This is a genomic window from Polaromonas sp. A23, assembly GCF_002001015.1.
Taxonomy (GTDB): domain Bacteria; phylum Pseudomonadota; class Gammaproteobacteria; order Burkholderiales; family Burkholderiaceae_C; genus Polaromonas.
Genome location: NZ_MUNO01000001.1, coordinates 38273 through 63515 on the forward strand (window position 1 = coordinate 38273; position 25243 = coordinate 63515).

Annotated in this window: 23 protein-coding genes; 9 read left to right on the plus strand and 14 right to left on the minus strand. The window is 60.0% G+C overall.

The genetic code is table 11. The annotated features are described in order from the left end of the window. Window positions 1-7 precede the first annotated feature (7 nt). From B0B52_RS00150 to B0B52_RS00170, 5 genes are all read right to left on the minus strand, one after another. Window positions 8-1141 (minus strand): acyltransferase family protein, encoded by a 1134-nt coding sequence (locus B0B52_RS00150; protein WP_371327346.1) that lies wholly within the window; start codon window positions 1139-1141, stop codon window positions 8-10. Beyond that, the gene (locus tag B0B52_RS00155) at window positions 1138-2442 is read right to left on the minus strand and encodes a hypothetical protein (RefSeq protein ID WP_077591578.1); all 1305 of its coding nucleotides are present in this window, start codon (window positions 2440-2442) and stop codon (window positions 1138-1140) included. The genes B0B52_RS00150 and B0B52_RS00155 overlap by 4 nt, the downstream gene beginning before the upstream one ends. After that, on the minus strand, window positions 2442-3731 hold the full coding sequence (locus B0B52_RS00160) for an ABC transporter ATP-binding protein (protein ID WP_139351762.1): 1290 nt from the start codon (window positions 3729-3731) through the stop codon (window positions 2442-2444). Before B0B52_RS00160 ends, B0B52_RS00155 begins: the two co-directional genes overlap by 1 nt. Then, window positions 3721-4530 carry an ABC transporter permease gene (locus tag B0B52_RS00165; RefSeq protein WP_077591580.1) on the minus strand — a complete coding sequence of 270 codons (810 nt, stop codon included), beginning with the start codon at window positions 4528-4530 and terminating at the stop codon, window positions 3721-3723. Before B0B52_RS00165 ends, B0B52_RS00160 begins: the two co-directional genes overlap by 11 nt. A gap of 99 nt (window positions 4531-4629) precedes the next feature. Then, on the minus strand, window positions 4630-5910 hold the full coding sequence (locus tag B0B52_RS00170; protein ID WP_139351763.1) for a nucleotide sugar dehydrogenase: 1281 nt from the start codon (window positions 5908-5910) through the stop codon (window positions 4630-4632). A 364-nt stretch (window positions 5911-6274) separates the two neighbouring features. On the opposite strand from B0B52_RS00170, the gene B0B52_RS00175 reads away from it, so the two are divergent. Continuing rightward, window positions 6275-7795 (plus strand): PglL family O-oligosaccharyltransferase, encoded by a 1521-nt coding sequence (locus B0B52_RS00175; RefSeq protein ID WP_077591582.1) that lies wholly within the window; start codon window positions 6275-6277, stop codon window positions 7793-7795. 8 nt (window positions 7796-7803) lie between these two features. On the opposite strand, the gene moaC is transcribed toward B0B52_RS00175, so the two are convergent. Next, complete coding sequence (gene moaC, locus B0B52_RS00180) at window positions 7804-8292, minus strand: cyclic pyranopterin monophosphate synthase MoaC (protein WP_077591583.1); 489 nt, start codon at window positions 8290-8292, stop codon at window positions 7804-7806. Here moaC and tfpZ point away from each other — a divergent pair. Both tfpZ and B0B52_RS00190 read left to right on the plus strand, forming a co-directional pair. Further along, entirely contained in the window at window positions 8268-9119 is an 852-nt protein-coding gene (tfpZ, locus tag B0B52_RS00185) for a TfpX/TfpZ family type IV pilin accessory protein (protein ID WP_254425583.1), read from the plus strand. The genes moaC and tfpZ overlap by 25 nt on opposite strands. Before the next feature lie 64 nt (window positions 9120-9183). After that, window positions 9184-10710, plus strand: coding sequence for a M48 family metalloprotease (locus B0B52_RS00190; RefSeq protein WP_254425584.1), 1527 nt, complete (start codon window positions 9184-9186; stop codon window positions 10708-10710). On the opposite strand, the gene B0B52_RS00195 is transcribed toward B0B52_RS00190, so the two are convergent. From B0B52_RS00195 to B0B52_RS00205, 3 genes are all read right to left on the minus strand, one after another. Next, window positions 10669-11019: a phage holin family protein gene (locus tag B0B52_RS00195; RefSeq protein ID WP_077591585.1), complete on the minus strand. Its 351-nt coding sequence runs from the start codon at window positions 11017-11019 to the stop codon at window positions 10669-10671. The two genes, B0B52_RS00190 and B0B52_RS00195, sit on opposite strands and share 42 nt — an antisense overlap. Window positions 11020-11090: 71 nt before the next feature. Next, window positions 11091-11540 carry a hypothetical protein gene (locus B0B52_RS00200; RefSeq protein WP_077591586.1) on the minus strand — a complete coding sequence of 150 codons (450 nt, stop codon included), beginning with the start codon at window positions 11538-11540 and terminating at the stop codon, window positions 11091-11093. Window positions 11541-11603: 63 nt separating this feature from the next. Beyond that, entirely contained in the window at window positions 11604-12332 is a 729-nt protein-coding gene (locus tag B0B52_RS00205) for a TerC family protein (protein WP_077591587.1), read from the minus strand. A gap of 458 nt (window positions 12333-12790) precedes the next feature. Between B0B52_RS00205 and B0B52_RS00210 the strand changes: the two genes are divergently transcribed. Together B0B52_RS00210 and B0B52_RS00215 are read left to right on the plus strand one after the other, a co-directional pair. Further along, on the plus strand, window positions 12791-13231 hold the full coding sequence (locus B0B52_RS00210; RefSeq protein ID WP_077591588.1) for a DUF3717 domain-containing protein: 441 nt from the start codon (window positions 12791-12793) through the stop codon (window positions 13229-13231). 66 nt (window positions 13232-13297) lie between these two features. Next, window positions 13298-13606 carry a hypothetical protein gene (locus B0B52_RS00215; RefSeq protein ID WP_077591589.1) on the plus strand — a complete coding sequence of 103 codons (309 nt, stop codon included), beginning with the start codon at window positions 13298-13300 and terminating at the stop codon, window positions 13604-13606. 113 nt (window positions 13607-13719) lie between these two features. Here the strand turns inward: B0B52_RS00215 and purB are convergent, their stop codons facing one another. Further along, window positions 13720-15108 carry an adenylosuccinate lyase gene (gene purB / locus B0B52_RS00220; RefSeq protein ID WP_077591642.1) on the minus strand — a complete coding sequence of 463 codons (1389 nt, stop codon included), beginning with the start codon at window positions 15106-15108 and terminating at the stop codon, window positions 13720-13722. 182 nt (window positions 15109-15290) lie between these two features. On the opposite strand from purB, the gene B0B52_RS00225 reads away from it, so the two are divergent. The 4 genes from B0B52_RS00225 to rfaE2 all read left to right on the plus strand — a co-directional run bounded on the left by B0B52_RS00225 (window position 15291) and on the right by rfaE2 (window position 18408). After that, complete coding sequence (locus tag B0B52_RS00225; RefSeq protein ID WP_077591590.1) at window positions 15291-15917, plus strand: glutathione S-transferase family protein; 627 nt, start codon at window positions 15291-15293, stop codon at window positions 15915-15917. Window positions 15918-16675: 758 nt separating this feature from the next. Further along, on the plus strand, window positions 16676-17545 hold the full coding sequence (locus tag B0B52_RS00230) for a ferritin (protein WP_077591591.1): 870 nt from the start codon (window positions 16676-16678) through the stop codon (window positions 17543-17545). After that, window positions 17545-17895, plus strand: coding sequence for a Rid family hydrolase (locus tag B0B52_RS00235; RefSeq protein ID WP_077591592.1), 351 nt, complete (start codon window positions 17545-17547; stop codon window positions 17893-17895). Before B0B52_RS00230 ends, B0B52_RS00235 begins: the two co-directional genes overlap by 1 nt. 9 nt (window positions 17896-17904) lie before the next feature. Continuing rightward, on the plus strand, window positions 17905-18408 hold the full coding sequence (gene rfaE2, locus B0B52_RS00240) for a D-glycero-beta-D-manno-heptose 1-phosphate adenylyltransferase (RefSeq protein ID WP_077591593.1): 504 nt from the start codon (window positions 17905-17907) through the stop codon (window positions 18406-18408). A 118-nt stretch (window positions 18409-18526) separates the two neighbouring features. On the opposite strand, the gene B0B52_RS00245 is transcribed toward rfaE2, so the two are convergent. From B0B52_RS00245 to B0B52_RS00260, 4 genes are read right to left on the minus strand one after another with little or no spacing between them, the layout of a single operon-like run. Continuing rightward, complete coding sequence (locus B0B52_RS00245) at window positions 18527-21661, minus strand: efflux RND transporter permease subunit (protein WP_077591594.1); 3135 nt, start codon at window positions 21659-21661, stop codon at window positions 18527-18529. An 11-nt stretch (window positions 21662-21672) separates the two neighbouring features. Further along, on the minus strand, window positions 21673-22872 hold the full coding sequence (locus B0B52_RS00250) for an efflux RND transporter periplasmic adaptor subunit (protein WP_077591595.1): 1200 nt from the start codon (window positions 22870-22872) through the stop codon (window positions 21673-21675). A gap of 45 nt (window positions 22873-22917) precedes the next feature. Then, window positions 22918-24405 (minus strand): efflux transporter outer membrane subunit, encoded by a 1488-nt coding sequence (locus tag B0B52_RS00255; RefSeq protein ID WP_077591596.1) that lies wholly within the window; start codon window positions 24403-24405, stop codon window positions 22918-22920. Then, the gene (locus B0B52_RS00260; protein ID WP_077591597.1) at window positions 24402-25121 is read right to left on the minus strand and encodes a CerR family C-terminal domain-containing protein; all 720 of its coding nucleotides are present in this window, start codon (window positions 25119-25121) and stop codon (window positions 24402-24404) included. Before B0B52_RS00260 ends, B0B52_RS00255 begins: the two co-directional genes overlap by 4 nt. Window positions 25122-25243: the final 122 nt, after the last annotated feature.

A 25243-nucleotide genomic window follows, 5' to 3' on the forward strand; every position in this document is an offset into this window, starting at 1 on the left:
CGCGATATCAGCGCGGAATAAATTTATCGCGAACCACAAGTACCGGGCGTTCGAAAAAGCGTTCGACTAAAGCGGCTATTGCGAGACTCGCGAGGATAAAACCCAACCAACGGACGAGGGCACCCTCAAGATCACCTTCTGGCGTCGATCCAAAACACCAGTAAATTAGATGAAACACAGGCATATGGGCCAAGTAGAGTGAGTAGGACCACCGTGCGACAGTATCGGTGAATGCCCGAGCCCATGCCGGAGCCTTGTTCCAATCGAGGCCCCCAAGAAGCAGCAAGCTAAAGCCCAGCGAGACCATGGGAAAGAGCCAAACTCTCGCAAAGTAACTTGAGTCAATATCTTTTCCCGCAGAGAAATATAGCCCTGCTGCAGACAAAAGGATTGCCGTGCTACAGATAAACAACCAAAATGCTTTGACCTTTTTTGTGACGGCGTATTCGTAACTTAACCATCCGGCGAGCACTCCAAACATAAGAGCGTCTAGCCGAAAAACGACGATTTTCCGAATGCCTTCGTCCCAAGAGGGATCAGCGATCTCAACCTTCAGATGGCGCAGAACCAAAGGAATTAGCACCAACAGTGTGGTCGCCGTTAAAAAAGCAGATTTTCTGGAAGTAATTGTTTTCCCGAGTAAAAGCAAACTCAGTGGAAGTATTAAATAAAATACCTCTTCTGCAGCCAGGCTCCAGGCTTCACCAAAGACTGGTGGGTGTTTCGATATGAGATTTTGCGCAAAAATCGCAAACAACGCCAAATCTGAAACGCTGCCTGGTGCTATCGCGTATGCGATCAACGCAAAATTTACAAGCAAAAATAAGTAGTAGCTGGGCAGAGTCCTCATCCACCTTCTGACCACGAAGTTTGTTACCCATGGCTTTGATGCGTCTTGAAAATGGCGCCAGGCGATGGTTCCAACAAGAAACCCGGAAAGTACAAAGAACAACTCGACCCCCAAGAACCCACCAATCCGCAGCGAATGCAAATCTGGAAAAATCGGTGTGAGAAAGTGGCGACCATGCGAAAGAAGGACCATCGCTATGGCGGCGCTTCGACAAGCGTCTAGCCAGAAGTTTCGTGAGTCGTTGATCTTGATACCTCCTCGCAAACTCGGACCCCCGTGCCTGTCGATCAACGGACGCGGGCTTTAACTTGGCGGAGCACCTTAAGAAGAGTACGTAGCGGCTGAGTGATTCGCCAAGATAGGGACGACTTTATCTGAGTGATTTGTTCCTCAAGTGCGTCTATCCGAGTCTCCAAGAGTTCTATTTTTTTCTGCATAAATTGCTCCAGATGTACCTCTCGAATGCGCTCCTCTGAGGGCCTTGCGAGTCGAAATCGAAGATAGTCACTGGAAAACGCGATGTCCCAAGGGACGAGGTAGTTTAGGAGGAAAAATGCCGTCGCGGGTCCATTGATTCGGTGGGTAAGCGGGTCAATACAAAAGCCGAAGGAGCTTTCGCCAAAAACGAACACTTCTCTACCGTGCAGCAATGCTTCGACGGCGACGCTCGAGTTGATGGTGTGTATGCGTTTGCATCTCGATACAAATTGCAAGGAGGTTTCGGAAGTGTCCGCTACAAATTCGGGCGAAATATTTCGAACGGAGAAGAGCGAGCCCGGATGTGACCGAACCAACACTGGAGCAGCGATGGCCCCTTGAGCCAACCGGATCTGCGCGTCGTTTATCAGTGAGGATGACGAAAAGCGGTTGGAGTAACAAATCACATTGCTGTCGTCTTCGACCTGCAAGGCGAGCCCCAAATCCACATCCGGACAGAGTCCCTCCTGCGGCGCTGTGCTAAAAAACAGGCCCTGTAGTGCTTTCAAGTTCCCCCACCCGTCTGACTTAAGTGCGTCCTCTGCTGCTGTAAATCTCGCGCGAGCCTCTGTACCACCGTTTACGCCGCTGAAGTCGAAGTATGCGGTCAGGGGGAAGTGGGGGCGGCGTAATGCCCCCAGTTCGACATGAATAAGGGGCACATCCCTCGTTCGACAGAGCTCAGCCAAGGTAACGCAATTGACGCATGTAAGAACAGCCTCCACCTTTCCATGTGTTTGCGTAATTTGGTCAAGAGACTCGAAAATGGCAGCACCCAGCAACTCGTTTTTCTGCAGGCAGAAGTCTTGGAAGGCTGCTAGAGGATTGGATGGAAAGCGATCTTCAAGGGAGCGCCAGACGTGGTTGGGAATGCCGTGTCTAGCCAATACGGCGAGTGTTTCAATATTCGGTATGGCAAAACCAAAACTGGTGGCGAAACCGTTGGATACATCCGGCCTTCCCGCAGCATGATGTTCGCCCGGGTCAAAAAAATACTCTTCTCCGCAAATGTACGCGGCCTGCGCGCCCAGTTCTGAGACAAACTTATAAAACCACCATAGATAGGGTGTGCTGTTTCCCCTGAAGTTGAGGGACGGTAAAAAAACGGCAAACATTAACCTGTCACTTTTACAGTTATTGGCGCATAAACATGCCCCAACTGAACGCGAGGGGAGATCACGGTAATTTGTTCTGCGGGCCAGCGTTGGTCTAGCTCGATTCGATTTCCGGACTCGAAAACAGCAAGTCCGCAGTGGATCAGATATTGGCCGCTCGCTAAGGGAAGTATGAAGGTGTATTCAACATAATTCATGCCAGGATGGAGGGTCAGTGGATGACCTGCGAGTAGATTGTTGTCCCCCCATAGATCCCCCGACCCTGGTTGGCGGGCAGAGATTCCTAATACCGCACTACTGAAACCTCGGGAGGACTCGATACAGAAGCGCACCACCGTCTCCTTGTCGGGGGCGAGGCAAACACTTTCGATCCCTTGCTGCATGAAAACAATCTTGCTGACAATGGATTCGAATGTTCCAAACCTACTTTCGTGAAGATCGCGCCTTGCTTGCGCGGCTGCCACCTCACTCAATTGCTCATGGGTACTTGGGGTAATGGGGTGAGCAGAGAGGTGCGGAGTGGCTTCTACATATGGAGCTTGGCGCGATGTGTTGCGAACCCTGGCTTCATAGGCCGCTACGACCGCCTGAACGTTCCCGCCGTACTTAACGGCCATGCCATTTTCCAGTAATAGTGCGCTATCTGCATTGTTCAGAATTTGGGACATCGAATGCGACACCAGCAGAAAAGTTGTCCCATTACCTTTTAGTTGCTGAATGCGGCTAAAACAGCGCGCCTGAAAAGCAATATCGCCGACCGCCATTGCTTCATCAATTAAGACAATGTCAGCATCAACTGAAGTAGCTACAGCAAAAGCGAGTCGGACAAACATTCCGCTTGAGTAAGTTCTCACCGGCTGGTCGATAAACTCTCCTATATCCGCAAACGCCGCGATTGCGTCAAAACGCTCGGCCATTTGAGCCTGCGTGAAACCCGTCAATGCGCCCTGAAAATAGACATTCTCCCGCCCCGTGAATTCCGGATTGAAGCCGGCGCCCAATTCCAACAGCGCTGAAATTCTTCCATTAACTTCTACTGAACCCGAGGTCGGCTTCAGGATGCCGCAGATCAGCTGCAGCAAGGTGCTTTTGCCTGACCCATTGCGGCCGATGATGCCGACGGTTTCTCCTTTTTTGATTTCAAACGAGACGTCCTGTAAGGCCGTGAACTCCCGATGAAAGCGCATCTTGCCCAAGGTGAGTGCCTGCTTGATACGATCACCGGGGTGGCCAAAAATACGGTAAGCCTTGGTCAGATTCTTGACGGAAATGGCGACATCAGAGTGCATCGGCGAACTCCTCCCGGCTGTGCTGGAAGAAGGCATAACCCAGCACCGCTGCGCCCAGGCAAAAGCTGAGCGCCATGCCCCAAGCCCCCCAGCTGATCGGCTGCCCGGTGACTACGGCGCGAGCGGTTTCTATGACTATTCCCAAAGGGTTGAATTGATAGACGGGCCGCAACACTTCCGGCACAGCACTCATCGGATAAAACACCGGCGACAAAAACAACATCATCTGCACAAACAAGGGAACGATCTGGGTCATGTCCTTGATGAATACACCCCAAGCTGCCACGAACCACGAGAGTCCCAATGCAAGTAGCAGGACGGGCAACAGCAGAAGCGGGAAAAGCAGTATCTGCGCATGAAGGCCACCGGCCCAAGTCAGCGCCGTCACGAATATGAGAAAGTTGAATGCACCGTGAACCAAGGCCGCGCCCAAGGGAACAACGGGCAAGATATGCAGAGGGAAGATGATCTTCTTCACAAAACTGGGGTAGCCGCGCACAGCCGCCGGCGCACGAGACACCGTCTCGCCGAAGATATTGAAAATAATAAGGCCACTGTAAAGGAGCAGCCAAAAAGGAAGGTCGCCGCTTTGTTGGGGCCAGCGTGCCTGAAAAATATGACCGAAGATAAAAGCAAAAATCGCCAGCATCAGCAGTGGACTGAGAAAAATCCATACCACGCCAAACATTGCACCCCTGTAGCGTAGCAATACATCCCGCTTGATCAGCTGTCCGAGAAGATAGCGGTGGCGCCAAATATCGGAAACAATCCGCAGCGGATTTAACGTGGCTGCATTCATGCTGAGGAAGACGTTCTACAGGCTCGCATACAAAGAGCGTCTGATTTGATATTTAGTGACAAGCGCTTGAGTGGAAACTGCATGGTTTTCATTGACCGTTTACAGGCGCCATACCGCAAAGCCGTCCGAGCTGAGCTTGTCGCCGTCAAAGCGCGCCTTGACATCGATAAAACATCCGCCGGGCTTTAATTTTCCGGCGTACGAGGCATACGACGTGGATAGCAATGGTTCGTGCGCCACGGCGACGATCACTGCATCTGCCTGCGGGAGGGAGTCCCAGGCCATCAACTCCACGCCATACTCCAGCAGCGCCTCGGCCGCATCGGCAACCGGATCATGCACCAGCACTTCCACGCCGTAGGCACGCAGTTCAGTGATCAGGTCTCCCACTTTGGAATTCCGCAGGTCCGGCACATTCTCCTTGAACGTGATCCCCAGGACATTGACCTTCGCGCCCTTGATGTGTCTGTCTGCCTGAATCAACTGTTTGACGGTCTGCTCGGCAATGAATTTCCCCATGCTGTCGTTGATGCGCCGTCCCGCCAGGATCACTTCGGGGTGGTAACCCAGCATTTCTGCCTTGTAGGTCAGGTAGTAGGGGTCGACGCCAATGCAATGCCCGCCGACCAGCCCCGGACGGAAGGGCAGGAAATTCCACTTTGTCCCGGCAGCTTCGAGCACTTCCAGCGTATCCAGGCCGAGCATGTTGAAGATCACGGCCAGCTCGTTCATCAACGCGATATTCAGGTCGCGCTGGGTGTTTTCGATGACCTTGGCGGCCTCGGCGACCTTGAGTGAGGACACGCGGTGCACGCCCGCGGTGACTACTTTTTCATAGAGCGTTGCGACGCGCTCCAGGGTGTCGGGACTGTCTCCAGCCACTACCTTGATTGTGTTCGCCAGCGTGTGCAGTCTGTCCCCAGGGTTGATGCGCTCTGGCGAGTACGCAACGTGGAAATCCTGCCGCCACTTCAGGCCCGATACCCGCTCGAGGACGGGAATGCATATTTCTTCGGTGGCGCCAGGATAGACGGTGGACTCGTAGACGACGGTCGCGCCCCGTTTCAGGTGCCTGCCAACATCTTCACTGGCACGGATGAGCGGCGTGAAATCGGGCTTGCGGGCACCGTCAATCGGGGTTGGCACCGCGATGATGAAGAGGTCAGCGCCAGCGAGCCCGCCCGCGTCCGGAGTGAAGGTGAGTCTGGCGGCCTCACGCATATCGCGACTGGGGACGGTTCCGCTCGGGTCGATGTGGTTGCGGCAGGCATCGATTTTGGGGAGGGACAGATCGTAGCCTATCGTAGGCATGAGCTTTCCGAATGCAACGGCCAGCGGAAGACCGACGTAGCCGAGTCCGACGATTGCGATCATTTCCACGGCGTTCGTTTCCAATTCATGCTTTGGGCGCTTGTTCTCAGGCGGTTTCGGGGCGGAACGGCATGATGCTAACCTGTCTTTCCTGACTTGAATTTCTTTCATGCGTATTCTGTGGTTTATGTGATGCGCTGACAGTACGGAGTTGGTTACGGGATCGCAGGAAGTGCGCTCCGGCTTGCTATATTTGCTGCCGGGGAATAAACGGCCAGAAAGGTGCCCGAGAATTGACTCGTTGGCACGTGATTGGGGGCAACACTCAAGGCGAAGGAACTGTGCACCGGGGGGGCGCCAGCGGCGCAAATGCTGGTGTGATGCTTCCCGATGTATTACCTGGGCATCTCTCTTTCCATCATCTCCAGATTCAATGCAGTTAATTGCCCTTTTTCTTCTTTTGGCGCTGCCTTGGCTCAATCCGTTCGCCCCGGGGCCGGTGCCTGCTGCCGTGCCGCTGCTGTTCTCCTGGTTCTGCACTGCTGCATTGCTTGCGGCAGGCAGCCGTGTACCGATTTTGGCCCCGGCAGGGCGGCTGGTGGCGGCCTCTTCGTTGGCCTGGCTGGGTGCGGGCTTGCTCAGCAGTGTGATGGGCTTGTGGCAGTACCTTGGCGCAGGAGACAGCTTTCTGCCCTGGATAAATCAGGCCAGGTTGGGGGAGGCTTTCGCGAATTTGCGCCAGCGCAACCAATTTGCCAGCCTGACCAGCGTTGCCCTGGTGGTTCTCCTTTGGATGCCAGTCAATTTCACCAGGAACGTCGACGCTGCGCGGCAGTTTGACAGCAAATATCCATGGGTAGCCCCGTTGGCGGCGGGACTGCTGGCAGCTGGTAATGCCGCCTCCTCGTCGCGAACCGGGTTGTTGCAGCTTTTTCTGATTTGCGCGCTGTGCTGGATCTGGGGCGGTTGGCGTCAGCCATTTGTTCGCCGCGTGTTGTTGGCCGCGGTGCTGGCTTATGTGCTCGCGGCGCTGGTGTTGCCCTGGCTGGGAGGGTTGGATCTGATGGGCCACGGCATGGTCGCTCGCTTGCGTGCTGGTGACGCAGTTTGTACCGGCCGTCTTACCCTCTGGGCGAACGTATTGACGCTCATTGCGCAAAAGCCCTGGTTTGGTTGGGGCTGGGGCGAGCTGGACTACGCGCACTACATGACACTTTTCCCGGGCGGGCGGTTTTGCGACATTCTGGACAACGCCCACAACTTGCCCCTGCACCTGGCAGTAGAACTCGGTATTCCTACTGCACTGACTGTATGTGCTGCGCTCGGTTGGATCGTTTGGCGTACAAGGCCCTTGCGCGAAACGAATTCGGCCCGCCAGATGGCCTGGAGCGTGCTGGCCGTGATCATGCTGCACAGCCTGCTGGAGTACCCGCTTTGGTACGGGCCGTTCCAGATGGCGGTTGGCCTGTGCGTGTGGATGTTGTGGGTAACACCGCGGGAGCGCATCGCCGGCAACCCTGACGGTTCTCTCGTGGCGTTGGTGGTGCGGCTTGCTCTTGCCTCGGCCCTGTCCGCGGCCGTTGCCTACGCCGCGTGGGATTACCACCGCGTCAGCCAGATCTACCGGGCGCCGGAGATGCGCGACCCAGCCTATCGTGGCGATACGGTGAGCAAGATCCGCGGGTCCTGGCTTTTCCGGAACCAGGTACGTTTTGCGGAGCTGACGACCACTGTACTGAAACGCGACAACGCGCAGTGGACGTTCGATACAGCCACAGGGTTGCTGCATTTCTCGCCAGAACCGCGAGTGATCGAAAAGGTGATTGAAAGTGCCGTCATGCTTGGGCGTGACGACGAAGCCTTGCTGCACCTCGTCCGTTACCGCGCTGCTTTTCCCAAAGAATATGAAAGATGGCGCCAGGTCAACGGGCTGGCCGGAGCGCCTGCAGACTGAAGCGGAAGCTATGGTGTTGCAATAAAACTGCCCGATTTCCCGCCACGCTTTTCCAGCAATTTCACGTCAGTGATCGTCATGCCGCGATCGGCTGCCTTGCACATGTCATAAATGGTCAGCAAGGCTATTTGCACCGCAGTCAGGGCCTCCATTTCTACGCCTGTCGGTCCGACCGTTTCCACCGTCGCCTGGCAAGAGATGCTGGCGCTGGCTGGGTTCGGATTGAAGTCGATCGCAACACGGGTCAGTGCCAGCGGATGACACAGAGGAATCAAATCACTGGTTTTTTTTGCAGCCATAATGCCGGCAATCCGGGCAACCCCCAGTACATCACCCTTCTTGGCGGTACCTTCCAGGATGATGGCCAGTGTGGCAGGATTCATGCTGATGCGGCCTTGCGCCACAGCCACGCGGTGCGTGGCGGATTTGGCCGTGACATCCACCATATGGGCCTGCCCCTGACTGTCAAAATGTGTCAACGGTGAAGTTGTGGTCATGTTGTTACGAAACCTTTACAAGCAACCGTCATCATAAGAGCATGCCTGCATTTTCTTTTTCCCCCTCCCTGAAAAGCCGCCTGTTGGCGGCTGGCATTCATCTGACGCTCAGTCTGGCCGTTGCAGTTCTGGCGGCCTGGCTGGTATTTGCGCTCTGGTATCCCTACCCCTACCGGGAAATTTCCGGCGGTCGCGAGTTGTTTCTCATCGTGGTGACAGTCGATGTGATCATGGGGCCATTTTTGACCTTGTCGGTATTCAATCGCAGCAAGCCGGTTGGTGTGTTGCGTCGTGATTTGACGGTAATCGGTTTTCTGCAACTGGCTGCGCTGGTGTATGGTTTATGGACCGTGGCTGTTGTGCGTCCGGTGCATCTGGCGTTTGAAATCGACCGGTTCCGGGTGGTTCATGCGGTGGATATTCCGAAGGGAGAGATGAACCAGGCTCCCGCTGAGTTGCGGCATCTCTCCTGGACCGGGCCGACACTGGTTTCGGTTCGTGCTTTTAAAAACGAGGACGAGAAGCTCGAGACAACTCTGGCCGCTTTGGGAGGCGTTTCGTTGAGTGCCAGACCCTTCCTGTGGCAAAGCTACGAAAAAGCCAAATCGCAAATTCTCACTGCTGCCAAGCCGCTGAGCGACTTGAAAAACCGTTTCCCGGCGGAGTCTGGGACCATCGACGCAGCCCTGAAATCTGCTTCGGTTGGCGGCAACCCTGGTCGGTCCATAGGCTACGCGCCCATGAACAGCCGCGACAAGTTCTGGACAGTTTTGCTAGATCTTCATACCACCGAGGTGATTGCTTTTGTTCCCATTGACTCCTTCTAAATGCTTTAAGCCAAACAGGCGGTTTGCCAAGGACTGCATTGCGCTAGCCGCTCTACTTCTGATAGTGTCGACAGACTTGTCGCGGGCTCAACAGGCTCCGGCCCGTCCCAGCGGCGCATTGCCGGCACTGGGCGACACCTCGGAACTGTCGGCCAGCGCTGAAAGGCGTATCGGCGACAGGATCGCCAGCAGCATCTACCGCGACCCGGATTATCTGGACGACCCGGTGCTGGGTGATTATTTGCAAGGCATCTGGCAGCCGCTGATGACCGCGGCGCGGGCGCGCGGTGAACTTGGTCCCGAGCTGGAAACCAGGTTTGCCTGGGATGTCATGCAAATCCGCGACCGGTCGGTCAACGCGTTTGCCTTGCCGGGGGGATACCTCGGCGTGCACATGGGGCTGATAGCAGCGGTGTCGACACGCGACGAACTTGCTTCGGTTCTGGCGCACGAATTGACCCACGTGACGCAACGCCACATTTCACGCCTGATGAGCAAGCAAAAGGAGCAGATGCCCTGGCTGGTGGCCGCCATGATCCTGGGTGCGTTGGCGGCAAGCAAGAACCCCGAGCTGGCCAATGCAGCAATTACCGGCGGACAGGCAGCGGCCGTGCAAAACCAGCTCAATTTTTCGCGCGACATGGAGCGGGAGGCCGACCGCGTGGGCTTTGGCGTCATGTCTGATGCCGGGTTCGACCAGCTGGGTTTCGCCGGCATGTTTGACAAGCTGCAACAGGCGTCGCGGCTCAATGACAACGGCTCTTTTCCCTACCTGCGCAGCCACCCGCTGACTACCGAACGGATTGCAGAGGTCAAGGGCCGGTTGCAGCTCGATGGCAACACACCCCCGTCGCGTGCCACAGCAGAGGCAGGTACGGCGCGGACGGTGCACGCAATGATGGCCGCCCGGGCGCGTGTGTTGGGTGGCCCGGGGGTTGACGGCTTGCGTCCCTTGGTGATTGAGGCACAGGCGCTACCGCAGCCGGCTGTAGCGACCGCGCCGTTGACGGCCAGGGACGCCGGCATCCTGTACGGCGGAGCCCTGGCGGCCAGCAGGCTTCGCGACCACGCGCTCGCGCGCAGTCTGGCTGGCCGGCTGAAGGCAGCTACAGCACCAACCAGAGCGCTGGCCGAGCCGGCAGAATGTCTTGCGCTTGAACTTGAACTGGCCGCAGGCGGCACGACAGCCTTGCCCCGTCTTGCCAACACCAGCAGCCGGGCCGCCTTGCTGTTGCAGTCGCGGGCCGATCTGGCCATGGGGCGAGGACTCCAGGATGTGTCAGGCGCACTGCAAAATTGGGTCAGCAACCACCCGCGGGACGCCGTTGCCTGGCAACTGCTGGCGACGGCGTATGGCCAGCAAGGCCAGACGCTCAGGGCGATTCGCGCTGATGCGGAAAGCCGCGTGGCCCAGCTCGACTACGGCGCCGCAAGAGACAGATTCAGGGCTGCACAGGATGTGATACGAAGCGGTCGGGACGGCGGCGCCGGCGCCAACAGCTATATTGAAGCGTCCATCATCGACACGCGCGCAAGAGAGATCGACCAGTTACTTCGGGAACAGGCGCTCGAGGAAAAACTCAATCGCTAGTTGCAGCACGGAGTAGATCAGCGAACCGATCAGGGCGGCGACAAAGCCGGTGACTTGCAGTCCGCTGAGCAGGCTGGCCGCGGCCCAGAACATCAGGGCGTTGATGACAAAAAGGAACAGTCCCAGCGTTACAAGCGTGACCGGTAGCGTCAGCAACACCAATATTGGTCGGACCACGGCATTCAGTGCACCGAGCACGGCTGCTGCAAGCAGTGCTGCCGGAAAGCTCGTCACGGTGACGCCGGAGTAAAGATAAGCCACCGCCAGCAAGGCGGCAGCACTGAAAATCCACTTGATGATGAGTTTCATGGGCGCAAGAATAGCACCCTGTGCGGTCCCTGGCCACGAGGGTCAGGAGGCCGCATTCAGGAGCTGCCGGCTCAGTCCACCGCCAGCAGCATGCCGGTGCCGGCCACCACCGCGGCGTAACCCCATACGCCTTGCGCTTCTTGGGGTTGTTGGCGTGTGACAGGCGGCAAGTCCTGGCCGAGCTTGGGCCGGCGTGCGTCCAGCACGCGTCCCGAGCCATATTGGGCCATCAGCGAATCTGTCAAATCGCACAGGGGGCCGCTGGCCACCTGGGTGATCACCGAGTCGCCTGGGCCCTGCAGCAAGGGGATGACCTGTGCGAAGACCTTTTCTGCCCATTTGCCGCGCCAACTTTGACGTGCGCTGTTGGTGACCCATTTGCTGGCGTGGTGGGTAACGCGCGGCGCACAGCCGACCACGATCCAGCGCGTAGGTGTGCGCCCCTCGCCGGATGGAAGCATCGGCGTCAGCATCTTCAATGCGTAGGCGGCTTCATCAATGTAAACGATCATGTTGTCCATAAAGTTCTCCTTGGTTTTACGTGCTATGCGGACTCTCTGGCTCTCTCTCTTGCTCGGTGGTATTTATTCAGTGATGAGTTTGTGCCCCTCACTGGATTTGGTACGGCGCGTGGCCCACCAGCCCGCGCCCAGCACGCCGGCGACGGCCAGGGCATAAGTGCCCCATTCGGCGATGTTGTGCAGGGTTTCGGCGCTTGCAATTGCGTCGGGGCCGCCGTAGATGCCGTCAAGCAGCGGCTCGCTCACAATCATCTTGGCTGCTGTGAAGGCCAGTACGGCAGCGCCAATGTTGATGATCGCGGGGAAGCGTTCGACCAGCTTGAGCACCAAGGTGCTGCCAAACACGACAATGGGCACACTGACCAGCAGCCCGATGATGACCAGGTCAAATGAGCCGTGCGCGGCGCCTGCCACACCCAGCACGTTGTCAATGCCCATGAGCGCGTCGGCCACCACAATGGTTTTCATCGCACCCCAGAAGGTACTGGCCGCAGGGCCGTCGTGTTCCTTGTCGTCGGTGTCAGCCAGCAGCTTGTAAGCGATCCACAACAGGCCCAGGCCGCCGACGAGCATCAGGCCCGGAATTTTGAGAAGCCACACCACGCCTATCGTCATGGCCGATCGCACTGCGATGGCGCCGACGGCGCCCCAGGCAATCGCTTTTTTCTGCAGATGCGGGGGCAGGTTGCGCGCGGCCAGTGCGATCACGATGGCGTTGTCGCCGGCCAGCACAAGGTCAATCAGGATGATGGCCAGCAGGGCCGTCCACCAGGGGGTAGAGAAAAGTTCCATGTTTCACAGACTCCATATCGAGTTTCGACGTGAAAATCCGCAGGCGGATTTCCGGCTTCGTTGAAACCGACAGGTCTGTGAGTGGATGCCGCTGGTTAAAAGGCCGCGAGCACCTCGATCAAACCTGTACAGGTTTCAATCGAAGGTCTGGCTCGACATGCAGTGTCTCTACATGTCCAGCAAGCCGGAAGCGTTAGCTTCGAAATGACGACTTGCCGTAGCGATTTTGCTGTTTGGTCTGTTTTATCTTGTAGTGCAGCAAAACGAGGGAGTTACTCCCCTTCGTGCCTGCATTTTACCGATAGATTTTGATTTAGCGCAAGTCCCGTTCTTGTAGGACTTTCCCGCGAATCAGGCATTCCCTCAGATCTTCTCGCCGATAATCCTTCGTCCGGCAGTTCCTTGTCCTCGGCGCGCCTGCACGCGCGGTTTACATTTCCACCTCTTCTCCTTCTCCAATGCCCGGCGTCCACATTACCGATATCGAAGCCGCGATCAATTACTGGCGCGAGAAAAAACCGTCGCCCGACGGCGTAACTCTTGCGCCCGAACTGCGAGCCCTGGCCGAGGTCTATGCCTTGCTGGTTTTCTACCGTGAGGATGAGGCGGATGTAACCGGTTTTCCACTGGCGGCCATGACGGCCTGGCGGGCCTGGTATGACACGACGGCAGATACGCCCTGCATTGCCATCTGCTCGACCAGCCAGGGTGACGAGTTGTGCAAAGGCTGTGGCCGCACTTTTGAAGAGGTGCAACTCTGGCCCGAGATGAGCCCGGTCGCCAAACGCGGCACCTGGCGGCGCATCACACAGGAGGCGACTGCGTGGCGGTTCGGCCGTTATGCCGATCGTGCGCTGGAAAACCGGGACCAGCCTGCCGGCGGTGCCTTGAATTCTTAGAGTTTTCGCTCGTTGCTCCTTATCTGGCGGGCATTGTCAGCTATGGATTCAGGAGTAAACTGAAGCATGCTTCGCCTTGCACGCGCTCCCAATATCGCCATTGCGGCACTCTGGGCCGACGTGCTGCAGCAGGCAGGTTTCTCGGCCACGGTGCAGCGCTACTTTCTCGGTAGCGTGGCTGGGGAGTTACCGCCGGACCAGTGCCAGCCCGAAGTCTGGTTGACGCATGACCACGAAAAGCCACGGGCAGAAGCCTTGCTGCACAGCCTGCAGAACCTGCCGCAGCGGCACTGGCATTGCATCTGCGGTGAAACGGTAGACGGTGGTTTTGAGCAATGCTGGGCCTGTGGTGCCGACATGCCGGTGCCCGCCTGAAACAGGGTCCCCGCATTTTCAAGCAGGGGCCGCGGGTCTGGCTTTGCCAGCCCGCAGGCGCAGCGGCCCCCTCGGGGGCAGGGAGCTACACGCAGTGAGCGACCGTGGGTGCCTCAGATTCTTTTTGCGAGTTCGGCCGCTTTGCCGATGTAACTGCCCGGCGTGACGGCCAGCAGGCGATCTTTCTCCGTCTGCGGTATTTCCAGCGAACGGATCAGCTCGTGCAGGGCCTCGGCGGTCACTGTTTTGCCGCGCGTGACTTCCTTGAGCTTTTCATAGGCGCCCTGCACCCCGTAGCGGCGCATCACCGTCTGAATCGGCTCGGCCAGTACTTCCCAGGACGCATCCAGGTCTTCGGCGAGCGCTTCCTCATTGAGTTCGAGCTTGCCCAGGCCGGTACTCATTGAACTGTAGGCCAGCACGGCGTAACCAAAGGCCACACCCATGTTGCGCAGCACGGTGCTGTCGGTGAGGTCGCGTTGCCAACGGCTGATCGGCAGTTTTTCGCTCAAATGACGCAGCAAGGCGTTGGCCAGGCCGAGGTTGCCTTCGGCATTTTCAAAATCAATCGGATTGACCTTGTGCGGCATGGTGCTGGAGCCGATTTCACCGGCTTTCAGGCGCTGCTTGAAGTAGCCCACGCTGACATAACCCCAGACGTCGCGCGCGAAGTCGATCAGGATGGTGTTGGTGCGTGCCACGGCATCAAACAGCTCGGCCATGTAGTCGTGCGGCTCGATCTGGATGCTGTAGGGCTGAAAAGTCAGGCCCAGGCCCAGGGGCTCGGGTGATTCGATGACGCGGCGGCTCAGCGCCTCCCAGTCAAAGTTCGGCCAGGCCGACAGGTGGGCGTTGTAGTTGCCGACCGCACCGTTCATTTTGGCCATCAACTTGATGGCGGCGATGCGGTCGCGGGCCACATCCAGGCGCGCCACCACGTTGGCGATTTCCTTGCCCACGGTGGTCGGGCTGGCGGTCTGGCCGTGCGTGCGGCTGAGCATGGGCTGGTCGGCGTAGCGATGAGCCATCTCGCGCAACTGCTTGATGACCTTGTCGAGCGCCGGGAGCAGCACCTGCTCGCGGCTGCTTTTCAGCTGCAGCGCATGGCTGGTGTTGTTGATGTCTTCGCTGGTGCAGGCGAAATGTACGAACTCTGCTGCCGACTGAAGTTCCGGCCGGGCCTCGAATTTGGACTTGATCCAGTATTCGACTGCCTTCACGTCATGGTTGGTGGTTTTTTCGATTTCCTTGATTGCGGCGGCGTCAACCTCCGAGAAATGCTTGACCAGCCCCAGCAGGTAGGTGCGCGCACCGGGGCTCAGGGGCTTGAATTCGGCAAAACCCGCATCCGACAGGGCAATGAACCAGGCCACTTCCACCTGAACGCGGCGGTGCATGTAACCGAGCTCCGACATCAGGGGGCGCAAAGGGGCAAGCCTGGCGGCGTAGCGGCCGTCCAGAGGAGACAGGGCTGTGATGGAGAAGCTGGTGGACGGATTCATGGGCGTCATTGTAGGCGGGCGGCCTGTCGGCGCCGGGGCCGCTTTGGGTACTTTCGGGTACCTGTCAGTCCGCCGGCGCTGCTTACTCGATAGAATGCAATCGGCTGGGTCCGGCCAACACAATTTTTAAAGTTGCGTTGTGAGCCAAACGGGCTCCCTGGCCCACGACAAAAGATTGACTTATGAAACTCATTGGATCCCATAGCAGCCCCTATGTGCGCAAGGTGCGCATTGTCATGGCTGAAAAAAAGCTCGACTACCAGTTCGTCCTTGAAGATGTCTGGGCAGCAGGTACGAGCATGTCCGAATCCAATCCGCTGGGCAAGGTTCCTTGCCTGGTCATGGAAGGCTCCAACGGCTCTGAAGAGGCCGTGTTCGATTCGCGCGTAATCGTCGAATACCTGGATACGCTCTCGCCGGTCGGCAAGCTTATTCCGGTGCAGGGCCGTGAACGCGCCGAGGTAAAAACCTGGGAAGCGCTTGCAGACGGCCTGCTGGACGCGGCCATTCTGGCCCGGCTGGAGGCCACCTGGGCCGGCCGCAACGACAAGCAGCGCAGTCAGGCGTGGATTGATCGCCAGTTGAAAAAAATCCATGACACCGTGCGTGCGATGAGCACTGGCCTGGGTGACAAACCCTTTTGCAGCGGCATTCATCTGAGCCTGTCGGATATCTCGGTCGGTTGTGCACTGGGTTACCTGGACTTCCGTTTCGCGCAGATCGACTGGCGCACGTCATACCCCAACCTGGCTCGGCTCCATGAAAAGCTGATGCAGCGTCCCAGCTTCATCGACACCCAGCCCGCCTAGCTTTAAGCGTCAAACTGGCTGTTAGCCCTTGTCAAGAGGGTATAGGTAGCTATAAAAACAGGAGCAAGCCGCTTCCTGATCCAGCGCAAGCTGCTCGCCCGCAGGCGGCTTTCACGGTCACTGCCAGGTTTAAACAACGCGAGATCGGCGTTGGCTCCGCGGCCGTCTGCCGGCAATGGTCGCCTGGAAGCAGACCCAGGCCGGGCAAGTCAGCCCAGCCGCTGGAAGATAAAAATGCTGCGAAGCGCCCCGACGCGAACAAGGGAGGGAGGGAGGAGGAGGAGAACCGCCTCGGGATTGCATCCTGACCACAAGGGTCTGGAAGTCTTCGCAACAAAAAACAGGTGGTGCCGATGTAATGCTTGGTGGAGCGAGAGCGGCACAGGTAAAGATCAGAGTTCGAAAATTACCCGGCAGTTCCCTGGCGGCAGAACAATCGAGGTAAAGTTTTGTTAACGGCGAAAGAGCTTCAGGAAGTTAAATTCGCGCCTCCTACGCTACGGTTGGACTTCGCAGCGCCGGTGCCCGGACCCGGCGGCCCGGAGGATTGCGACGTGCGAGTCACGGCTGTTCTGGCGGCATTGGCTGCTATCCAGAGCCACGGGAACGGTGTAGAAGGACCAAAGAGGTTCAAAAGAGCTCAACCCTCCTGAATCTTTCGCGAAATGGGCCTAAAAGGCCCTGTTGAAAAGAGTTGTCACATTCAGCCCCTAAAATTGGCTGAATCTAGTACGGCATGTGCCGCATAAGGAATCCATATGCTTTACCCGGAACTCTTCAAACAACTGGAATCGGTCCGCTGGGACATGGACAAGGACATCCCCTGGTCTAGTTTCGACGCGTCCAGGCTGACCGACGAGCAGGCCCAGACCATCAAGATGAATGCCATCACCGAGTGGTCGGCTCTGCCGGCCACCGAGATGTTCCTGCGTGATAACAAGGACGACAGCGATTTTTCCGCCTTCATGTCGATCTGGTTCTTCGAAGAGCAGAAACATTCGCTGGTGCTGATGGAATACCTGCGGCGCTTCCGCCCCGAGCTGGCCCCGACAGAAAAAGAGCTGCACGAGGTGCGCTTTGAATTCGAGCCCGCTCCCGCGCTGGAAACGCTGATGCTGCATTTCTGCGGCGAGATCCGCCTGAACCACTGGTACCGGCGCGCCAGCGAGTGGCACACCGAGCCCGTTATCAAACAGATCTACACCCAGCTCAGCCAGGACGAGGCGCGCCACGGCGGCGCCTACCTGCGTTACATGAAACGCGCCATCAACAACTTCGGCAATGACGCCAAGGCCGCCTTCACCAAGGTCGGTGTGCTCATGGCCAGTGCCCGCCGTACCGCGCAGGCTCTGCACCCGACCAACCTGCATGTCAACAAAAGCCTGTTCCCACGTGACACCATCCAGTCGCGCCTGCCCAACCCTGAGTGGCTGGAACACTGGCTGGACAAGCAGATCAATTTTGATGCCGTCTGGGAAGGCAAAGTGGTCGAACGCATCCTGCACAACATGAGCCTGCTGATGAACCAGAGCTTCAAGACCGTGCAGGAACTCAACCGCTACCGCAAGGAGTTGAGCCGGGAAATCGCAGCCTCACTGGCTGCCAAGCCCGCCCCTAACGGCGCCTGATGCAGGACCTGCGCTGGCCGAGCGCAGCGGGCGGCCGCAGCCGCGTGGTTGCCCGGGATGCTCAGGTGTTTGCAGTGGCGAATGCGAGCGATGCCGGGCTGGATTTCGCCGGACAGCTCGCGCAAACCCTCGCCATGCTCGACGCCCACCTTGCACACGTGGGCGCTTCGCGCGCCAGCTTGCTCAGTGTGCAGATTTTCCTGACCGACTTCCAGCACAAACCCGTGCTGGATGCCGCCTGGCGCGAGTGGATTGGCGATGACAGTGCGACCTGGCCGCAACGCGCGGTAATTGGCGCCCAGCTCGATGGCGGCCTGCTGGTCGAGATGGTGGTCACGGCCTTCCGGTAAAGTCGCGTGATGCAAAGCGCGTCGCCCACTTCCCCACCGCCCTTCACAAAAAAAATTGTCGCGCGCGCCGAAGCGGCAAAACGTGTGGCGGCGCTGCCGCGGCCGGTAGTGTTCACCAATGGCGTGTTCGATGTACTGCACCGCGGCCACGCGACTTACCTGGCCAATGCGCGGGCCCTTGGCGGCAGTCTGGTGGTGGCGCTCAACACCGACGCCTCGGCGCGGCGCCTTGGCAAGGGCCCAGACCGTCCGCTGAATAATGAGGAAGACCGCGCCGTGCTGATGGCCGCGCTCGAGTCGGTCAGCCTCGTCACCTGGTTTGACGAAGACACCCCGCTGGAGCTCATCACCGAACTCAAGCCCGCCATCCTGGTCAAGGGAGGTGACTACGACATGGACAAGCTCGCCGAAACCGCCGTGGTCAAAAGTTACGGCGGCAATGCGCTGGCCATTCCGTTTGTGGACGGCTATTCAACAACGGCGCTGGTGAAAAAGATCCGGCAGCAGCCCTGAAGCACTTGCAGTCCACCTCTCAAATGCTATTGAATAGATAGCTGACTGTGTCCGCCTATCAAGGGCAAAGGCCTGATTTTGTTCACAAGCCCTCGCTACCTCCCTTTGGCGCCCTGTTTTACGGTGCCGGCAATTCCGCCGGCCTAACCTCGGAAGCCAGCTTCCGGTTCCCTGCCTCCGGCGGCTCGTAACGGCGGCCACGCACACGTGCCGCCAGGCGCCTGAAGCCATGCTCGATGTCGTCGATGTAAGTGAACACGGCAGGCACCACCAGCAGGCTCAGCACGGTGGACGTGATCAGGCCGCCGATCACCGCAATCGACATCGGCGAGCGGAAGCTCGGATCGGCCGCGCCGAAGCCAATGGCAATCGGCATCATGCCGGCGCCCATGGCCAGGGTGGTCATGATGATGGGCCTGGCCCGCTTGTGGCAGGCGTCCAGCAGCGCTTCCATCCGGGTCATGCCGTGGTCGCGTCGCGCGACGATGGCGTACTCGACCAGCAGGATGGAGTTCTTGGTGGCAATACCCATCAGCATGATCAGTCCGATCAGCGACGGCATGGAAAAGCTTTTCTGCGCAATCAGCAGGCCGACGAACGCCCCGCCCAGTGCCAGCGGCAGAGCGGCCAGAATCGTCACCGGGTGCAGGAAGTCCTTGAACAGCAGCACCAGCACGATGTAGATGCAGAGCACACCGGTCAGCATGGCCAGACCGAAGCTGGCAAACAGCTCGCCCATGACTTCGGCATCGCCGATCTCCACCACCTTGACGCCGGCCGGCAGGTTTTTCACGGCAGGCAGTTCCTGAACCAGCTTGGTCACGTCGCCCAGCGGCAAGCCGGACAGTTCGATTTCGAAGTTGACGTTGCGCGAACGGTCGTAGCGGTCTATCACGGCCGGCCCACCGGCAATCTCCAGCGTCGCCACCTGGCCCAGCATCACCGGGCCTTTGGTGCCCGGCACAGACAGGCGCTCCAGAACGCTCAGGTCCTTGCGTGCCGCGTCGTCGAGTTTCACCACAATCGGCACCTGACGCTCCGGCAGGTTGAGCTTGGGCAGCGACACGTCGTAGTCCCCCAGGGTTGCGATGCGCAGCGTCTCGCCGATGGCTGCGCTGGTCACACCGAGGTCGGCCGCACGTGCAAAGTCGGGCCGCACCGCGATCTCGGGCCGGATCAGGCTGGCGGTGGACGCCACGCTGCCCAGGCCGGGGACGGTGCGCAAGTCTTTTTCCACGGCCAGCGCCGCGGCCTGCAGGGCCACCGGGTCTTCGCCGGTCAGCACCAGCACGTATTTTTCGCCCGAGCCGCCCAGGCCGACCTTGGTGCGCACACCGGGCAGTGCTTCCAGGGCCGCGCGCATCTTGTTTTCAATGCCCTGCTTGCGCGGCCGCTCGGTCCGCTCGGTCAGCAGCACCGTCAGGGTGGCCTTGCGCGTTTCTGCCGCGCCGGCCATGGCAAACGGGTCGGTGCCCGCGCTACCGCCGCCTATGGTGGTGTAGACGCTGCGTACATGCTCGACTTTGCTGACGAGTTGGCGCGCGTGCTCGGCTGCAGCCTTGGTTTGCGCCAGGCTGGAACCGGGCGGCAGCTCGATATAAACCTGGGTCTGCGAGTTGTCGTCCGGTGGGATGAAGCCGGTAGGCAGCAGTGGAATCAGCATGATGGAGCCGAAGAAAAACAGCGTGGCAGCCACCATGGTGAGCACGCGGTGCTTCAGGCACCACGTCGCCCAGCGCATGTAAACGCGCATCCAGCCCGGGTCCTTGTGGTCGCCGACGATGGGCTTGAGGATGTAGGCCGCCATCATGGGCGTGAGCACGCGCGCCACCACCAGCGAGGCGAACACTGCCAGCGAGGCGGTCCAGCCGAACTGCTTGAAGAATTTGCCGGCCACACCGCTCATGAAGGCCGTCGGCAAAAACACGGCAATCAGCGTGAAGGTGGTGGCCACCACCGCGAGACCAATCTCGTCGGCCGCCTCCATCGCCGCCTGGTAGGGCGTCTTGCCCATGCGCAGGTGGCGCACGATGTTTTCCACCTCGACAATCGCATCGTCGACCAGGATGCCGATCACCAGCGAAAGCGCCAGCAGCGTCACCACGTTGATCGAAAACCCAAGCAGGTACATGCCGATGAAAGCCGGGATCACCGACAGCGGCAACGCCACAGCCGACACAAAAGTGGCGCGCCAGTCGCGCAGGAACAGCCAGACCACCAGCACCGCCAGCAGCGCACCTTCGTAAAGCAGCGCCATCGAGCCGTCGTATTCTTCTTCCACCGGTTTGACGAAGTTGAAGGCCTCGGTCAGCACCAGGTCGGGGTGTTGCGTCTTGAGTTCGGCCAGGGCCACCTGCACGGCGGCACCAACCGCCACTTCGCTTTCGCCGCGGCTGCGAGCAACTTCAAAACCAACCACCGGCTTGCCGTCGAGCAGCGCCGCCGACCGCGGGTCGGCATAGGTATCGGTGACGGTCGCCACCTGGTCAAGCCGGATGCGCCTGCCGTCCGTTAGCGAGAGTTCCATCCGCGCCAGTTCTTCGGCGGATTTCACCGTGGCCAGGGTGCGCACGGGTTGTTCGCTGCCGCCCAGGTCGGTGCGGCCGCCAGCGCTTTCGGTTTGCACCTGCTTGAGCTGGCGAGAGATGTCGGCGGCACTGGCGCCCAGCGCCTGCAGCTTGGACGGATCGAGCGCGATGCGCACCTCACGCGTCACGCCGCCCACGCGGTTGACAGCGCCCACGCCGCGCACGGCGAGCAGCTTGCGCGAGATGGTGTTGTCGACAAACCAGGACAGCGCCTCGGGGTCCATGCGGCCCGAAGCCACAGTGAAGGCCAGCACGGGCTGGCCGGCCAGGTCCACCTTGCTGACGATGGGGTCGCGCACATCGCCGGGCAGATCGGAGCGCACGCGCGCCACGGCCGAGCGCACATCGTCCACGGCTTCCTGTACCGGTTTTTCGAGGCGGAACTCAGCCGTGATCGTCACACCACCGTCCTGCACCTTGGTATAGATGTGCTTGAGGCCCTGCACCGTGGCAATCGAATTTTCAAGCTTGCGCGCCACCTCGGTTTCAAGCTGGGCGGGCGCGGCGCCTGGCAGCGAGGCCGACACGCTGACCGTTGGCAGGTCGATGTCGGGAAAGTTCTGCACCTTCATGGCCTTGAAGGACAACATGCCGCCGAAGCTCAGCAGCACAAACAGCATCACCGCGGGAATCGGGTTTTTGATCGACCAGGAGGAAACATTCATCGTGACGCTCCTTATTTGCTAGCTGCCGAGGCAGGTGCAACGGGGGCTGGTGACGTATTTTGCTTGGAAGTTCCGGCTGCAGCCTCTGGCGCGGCTGTGATGCGGACAACGTCGCCGTCGTTGAGGAAGCCGGCGCCGTCGACCACGATGCGCGCATCGGCTGTCAGACCGGAGACCACCTCCACCCGGTCACCCACCAGCCGGCCGGTCTGCACCTTGACCTGGCTGACCCGGTTGTTGGCGTCCAGCTGGAAGACGAAGTTGAAACCGTCGCGGACCACGATGGCGCGTTGCGGTACCGTCAGCGCTTCCGACGTGCCGAGGTTGAATTCGCCGCGGGCGAACATGCCGGCCTTGGCCGGTGCATCCTTGCCCGCCGAGGCTGGCAGGTCTACGTAAACCAGCGCCGAGCGTGTCTGCGGATCAACCGTCGGCGCAATCATGCGCACACGGCCGCGCAGCTCGCCGCCGCTGGCCGGCCGGATGACGGCTGTGGTGCCGGTGGTGATGCGGCCGAGCTCGGCCGAGGTCACTTCGGCACGCCATTCGAGCCGGCCCTTGCGGACCAGACGGAAAAGTTCGGTGCCGGAGCTGACGACCGCACCCACGGTGGCCGTGCGTGCCGAGATCACGCCGCTGTCGGGGGCCAGCACCTGGGTCTGTCTGCCGCGCAGCTGCTGCGCGTCCAGCACGGCCTGCGCTGCCTCGGCGCGCGCCCGCGCGGTTTTTTCGGTGGTCAGGTACTGGTTGATCTGCTGGGTGCTCAGCGCGCCCGAGTTCTGCAGCGTGCGGGCGCGTTCGGCGTTGGCCGCCGCGTCGGATGCGCTGGCCTGGGCCTCCAGCAGGCTGGCACGCGCCTGGGCCACGTCGGCCTGCACGCTCTCGGTCGAAAAGGTTGCAAGCACCTGTCCGGCTTTCACCACGTCGCCGACATTGGCTCGCACATCGGTCAGGCGCAAGCCGTTCGACTCGGAGCCGATGATGGCCTCCTGCCAGGCCACGATGTTGCCGTTGGCTGCCAGCGCAATGGTCAGGCGTGCCGGCTGGGGCTGGGCGGTGGTCACCGTCAGGGCCGGCTTGGGCGTGGCCTTGGCGTCTGCTTCAGCCTCCCCGGATTTTTCGGAGGAAGAAAAGAAAAAGAAGACGCCTGCTGCCACAGCAACAACAAGGATGGCGATCACGGCAACAGGTTTGAGTTTGAATTTGTTCATGATGTTCTTGGAATCAAACAGGGACAGTAAGAGGGAGAAAAAAGCTCAGGGCCTGGCCGGTGTGGCCTGCACGTTGGAAGATGCTGAAGGGCTGGCTTCGGGGCCGGCCATGGCCGGCGTCCAGCCGCCGCCCATGGCGCGGTACAGCGCCACCCAGGCCGACAGGCGCTCACGCTGCAGCGAGGCCAGCGTGGTCTCCGCGCCCAGCTGCAGGCGGCGTGCATCTTCCAGTTCCACCAGACTGGCCAAGCCGTTGCGGTAACGCGCTTCGGTGCCGGTGAAGGATGCCCGGTAGCCGGCCACCGCGGTTTGCGCATCGCCCTCGCGTGCGGCCGTGCTTTGCAGATTGACCAGGGCTTCCTCGACCTCGCGCACGGCCTGCCGCACGCGGGCGCGGTAAAGCGCTGCCGCTTCGTCGTAACGCGCCCGGGCCGCGTCCACGTCCGCCGCGCGGCGTCCGCCGTCAAACAGCGGCAAGGTCAGCGCGAGCGGGCCGATGGACCAGGTGTCCAGCGTGGTGGTCACGCCGCCTGTGCGAAAACGCGAGTTGCCGATGGAGCCGCTCAGGCTCAGGCGCGGGTAACGCTCGGCCTGGGCGCTGCCGACATCGGCGCTGGCGGCCGCCACTTCGCGTTCGGCATTGAACACATCGGGGCGCTGGGTCAGCGCATCGGCCGGCACGGACGCTATTGAAAACATAGCTGCTTGCGCCCGTGGTTCGGGGGCTAAAGCCACTTTTTGTCTGATGTCCGGCTCGGGGAGCCCAGTCAAGGCCACCAGCGCCTTGATGTCCAGCTCGCATTGGGCACGTTGCTGCGTGGCGCGGGCGCTGGCCTCGGCGGCGCTGGCACGCGCCAGGGCGTCGGTGGCCGGTGCAGTGAAACCTGCCTTGGTGCTGAGGTCAGACAGACGGGCGGTTTCGCCGCGCGAAGTGGCATCGGACTGCGTCACGATTTCAAGCTGCTTGCAGGTGCGCAGGCTGTAATACTGGTTGGCAACCTCGGCCGCCACCGAGACGCGCGCATCGTGCCACTGCGCCTGGGCACCGGCCAGGCGCTCGCTGGCAGCATCGCGGCCGGCCCGCTTGCCACCAAACACGTCGATTTCCCAAGCGGTCTGTAAACCCGCTTGCGTCGTGGTGATCACGGGCGCGGCGCCGGGCCCGGTGGCTGGCTGCGTGCGGCCGCGGCTGATGCTCGCCGTGGCGTCGAGCGAGGGCAGCAGGGCCGCGCCGGCCGCCACCCGCGTGGCACGGGATTGCTCGATGCGCGAACGTGCCGTTGCCACGCTGGGGCTCACAGCCTGCGCGGCATTGATCAGCTCCACCAGCAGCGGGTCGCCCTGCTGCTGCCACCACTGCGTCAAATCGGTCAGCGTCCCGTTGTGGGGAAGCCCGGCCGCCTGGACTTGCGCGGGCAAGGGGGCGAACCACTGCGAAGGCGTGTTGGCAGAGACCTTGTCGGGTGGTGAATGCAGCGCGCAGGCGCCGAGCATCAGAACCAGCCCAGGGGCAATCAGACGGTTTATCTTCATGTTTTGCTTTTCTTGGCGGAAGTAAGGGACTGGCGCCGGGCCAGTTCAACAGCGACCATGGCCTCGGAAAAATCCACCAGGCGGGCCGCCCACAGGTCAATGGCTTTCGGCGTGGCGAGCAGCTGCGGTCGCACACCTTCGATCACGTCGCGGGTAACGTACATCTGCAAGGCCAGGCCGGTGATGCTGAAGGCCAGCCGGTGCAGATCATCATCGGGCCGGGTCACGCCCAGGTGCCGGCCGAGCACGGCCACCAGCGCGGCGTGGGCGGGCTTGATGCCCTGGTCGAGTTCTTCAGCCCAGACCCCGGTAGGCTCCAGCATCTCGCGAAAATGCAGGCGGGTGCACTGTTGTATGAACTCGCCTTGTTTCATCGGATTCAAAAAACTGGCGACAAAACCTTGCAAGGACTGCCGCAAGGTGAAGCCGGGCTGGTCGTAGAGCCCGATGTCATCCTTGGCGCTGCCCATGGGTTCGGTGAAGACGGCGCGGTAAAGCCCGGCCTTGTCGCCGAAGTAGTAGCTGATGGCGGCAATATTCACCCCGGCTGCCAGCGCAATTTCGCGGGTTGAGGTTTTGGTAAACCCCCTTTCGGCAAACAGCCGCAAGGCGGTGAGCAGCAAGTGAGACCTGGCCTCGGCGCCGTCGGAGCGCTGCCGGCGGACCTCGGGGCTGGTGCTGGCGGCGGCTGGCGAGGTGGGAGAGGCGGATTTCATGCGCCCGATTAGAGCACGTAAATCAATCGATTGATTTAATTAGAACAACTGTTTCAATTGAATACAAGCCAACCGCGTAAAGGCAGGTTCAGTGCCACTCGGGCCGGACACCGCCCTTCACG